This window comes from Saccharomonospora saliphila YIM 90502 (assembly GCF_000383795.1).
Taxonomy (GTDB): domain Bacteria; phylum Actinomycetota; class Actinomycetes; order Mycobacteriales; family Pseudonocardiaceae; genus Saccharomonospora; species Saccharomonospora saliphila.
Map to the genome: position 1 here is coordinate 52387 of NZ_KB912668.1, position 2422 is coordinate 54808.

The 2422-nt window shown below is 72.9% G+C and carries 2 protein-coding genes and 1 pseudogene; 1 reads left to right on the forward strand and 2 read right to left on the reverse strand.

All coding sequences use genetic code 11. The features are described from left to right. Positions 1–429, forward strand: a pseudogene (locus SACSA_RS0111225) (shikimate dehydrogenase); the annotation flags it as partial. Here SACSA_RS0111225 and SACSA_RS22535 read toward each other — a convergent pair. Both SACSA_RS22535 and SACSA_RS0111235 read right to left on the reverse strand, forming a co-directional pair. Further along, positions 420–1175, reverse strand: a complete 756-nt coding sequence (locus SACSA_RS22535; RefSeq protein ID WP_019815940.1) for an IclR family transcriptional regulator domain-containing protein — start codon at positions 1173–1175, stop codon at positions 420–422. The pseudogene SACSA_RS0111225 and the gene SACSA_RS22535 overlap by 10 nt on opposite strands. A 120-nt stretch (positions 1176–1295) precedes the next feature. Then, entirely contained in the window at positions 1296–2192 is an 897-nt protein-coding gene (locus SACSA_RS0111235; protein ID WP_157596820.1) for a glycine/sarcosine N-methyltransferase, read from the reverse strand. Positions 2193–2422 lie beyond the last annotated feature (230 nt).

Sequence of the window (2422 nt, forward strand, 5' to 3'; positions counted from 1 at the left end):
GTCCGCGCCGTCCGGCTGGTCGTCCGGGACCCGGGGCGCGCCGCCGCCACCGAGGCGGTAGCGCGCGGGTGCGGGATGGCCGTCTCGGTGCACCGGTGGGACGACACCGACATCGCCGAGCTGGTCGCCGGGGCGTCGGTGCTGGTGAACACCGTCCCGGCCGAGGCGGTAGCCGCCTGGCTGACCGAGCTTGCCCGCGTGCCGTGTGTCCTCGACGTGATCTACCACCCGTGGCCGACCCCGCTGGCGGAGGCGGTGTCCGAGCGGGGTGGCCGGGTCGCCACCGGTCTGGACATGCTGCTGCACCAGTCCTTCGGCCAGGTGGAGCAGTTCACCGGCGCGGTGGCCCCGCGGGAGACCATGCGGGACGCCCTGCGGGCCGCGACCGGGCACATCATCCCGCTGCCCCTGGAAACGCCTCAGGGGTGACCGGCCCGCAGCCGGAGGTCGGCCTCGATCCGCCCGACGGTTCGCACCAGCATCGGAACCACCGTGGCCCGGACGTCGGACGCGCTCAGGGCGTGGGCGTCGAGCGAGATGTTCGCCGCGGCGACGACCTGCCCGTCCCGGTCGCGCACCGGCACCGCCACCCCGCGCAGTCCCTCTTCGAGCTCGCCGTCCGAGAGGGCGAAGCCCTCGCGCCGGATCGTGGCCAGCTCGGCGAGCAGGGCCGCGCGGTCGGTCACCGTGTGCCGGGTGAGCGGGGACAGCGCCCGGTCGCCGAGCCTCCGTTGCAGTTCCTCCGGGTTGAGCCCGGCCAGCAGCGCCTTCCCCAGCGAGACGGCGTGCGCGGGAAACCGGGTGCCGACGGGGATCGTCACCGACAGCAGCCTCGGGCTCGGCACCTGGAGGACGTAGCGGACGTCGACGCCCTCCAGCACGCCCAGCGCGGTCGTCTCGCGGACGGTTTCACTGAGCTGATGCAGATGAGGCCGGGCGAGCTGGGGCAGTGACCGGTTCGACAGGTAGGCATAGCCGAACTCCAGCACCTTCGGGGTGAGCGAGTACTGCCGTCCGTCGTGGTGCAGGTATCCGAGTTCGACCAGCGACAGCAAAATGCGCCGGGCGCTCGCGCGATCGAGTCCGCAGGTGGTGGCCACCTCGGTCAGGGTCAGCTCGGGAGACCGCGCCGAGAAGGCGCGCAGGACCGCCACCGTTCGCTCGACCGACCGCACGAATCACTCCCACCGGGTACGCACCTCGGCCGATCCTAGGGCGCCCGGGCTCGGCGCGGGTGCGCGTGCGACGACGACCACGTGGCCGGGGCGTCCCGGTGGACGCCCCGGCCGGCTGGGTCAGTCCGCGCGGCCGGACGCGGCGGGTTCGCCCGCGATCTCGTCCGTTCCGCCGTCGGTGTGCTCGACGCTCTTGCGCGCCACGTGGATGAAGTAGTCCGGCTGGTCCTCGCCGTCGACGGCGCGGAAGTCGCCGTAGGTGTCGACCCGTCCGAACCCGGCCTCGCGCAGCAGGCGCCGCACGTAGTCCCGGCGCACCGGGCACATGTTGAGGTGGTACTCGTCGCCGTCGGCGAAGGTGTAGCGGTACCGGGCCAGGCCCTCGTCGACGTGCTCGGGCGCGGCCGTCACCTCGGTGCCGCAGTAGTAGTAGGTGCGGTTGCCGCCCGCGTCGCCGTCGAGGATGGCGTCGTAGTTCCGTTGGTCGAGCACCAGCACGCCGTCGTGGTTCAGCGCCGCGTAGAACTCGGCCAGCGCCTTGCGCCGGTCGTGCTCGGCGAACAGGTGGGTGAACGAGTTGCCCAGGCAGACGAGCGCGTCGAATCGGCCCGCCACGTCCCGGCCCAGCGTGCGCCAGTCGGCGTGCACGGTGCTCAGCACGTGACCGCGCGTGAGCCCGTTCGAGAACGCGCGGGCCAGCATGTGCGCGCTGCCGTCCGCGCTGACGGTGTCGAATCCCGCCTCGCGCAGCCGCACCGAGTGGAATCCGGTGCCCGTGGCCACGTCGAGCACGGACCGTGCCCCGTGGCGGCGCAGTTGGTCGACGAAGAACGTGCCCTCCGCTTCGGCGCGCCGGTCCCAGTCGATCAGCTCGTCCCACTTGTCGACAAGGCCGCCGACGTACTCGCGGGTGTAGTGATCGGTCTCGCGGACGGCGAGCGGGTCGTCGCCGAAACTCTGCCGCGCTGTCTCCGGTGCGTCGAGTCGGCCCCGGGTGGTCGCGGACGTCGGTGCCACTGGTGGTCCTTTCTCGTCGGGTGTGGTGTTCTTCTCGGTCGCCGACCGGCCGGTCACGTCGGACACTAGGCACCCGACGCGGACGGTCAACCGGACGCGGAGTGACCGGGACGACACCGGGTCACCACCGCGGGGGCCGCCCGAGGCCGCCGACCACGTGGTTTCCGGTCCGGCCGGGCGGCCGGGGCGATGCGGGGCGGGACGGGCGGCGCTTTCGCGGAGATCGGAAG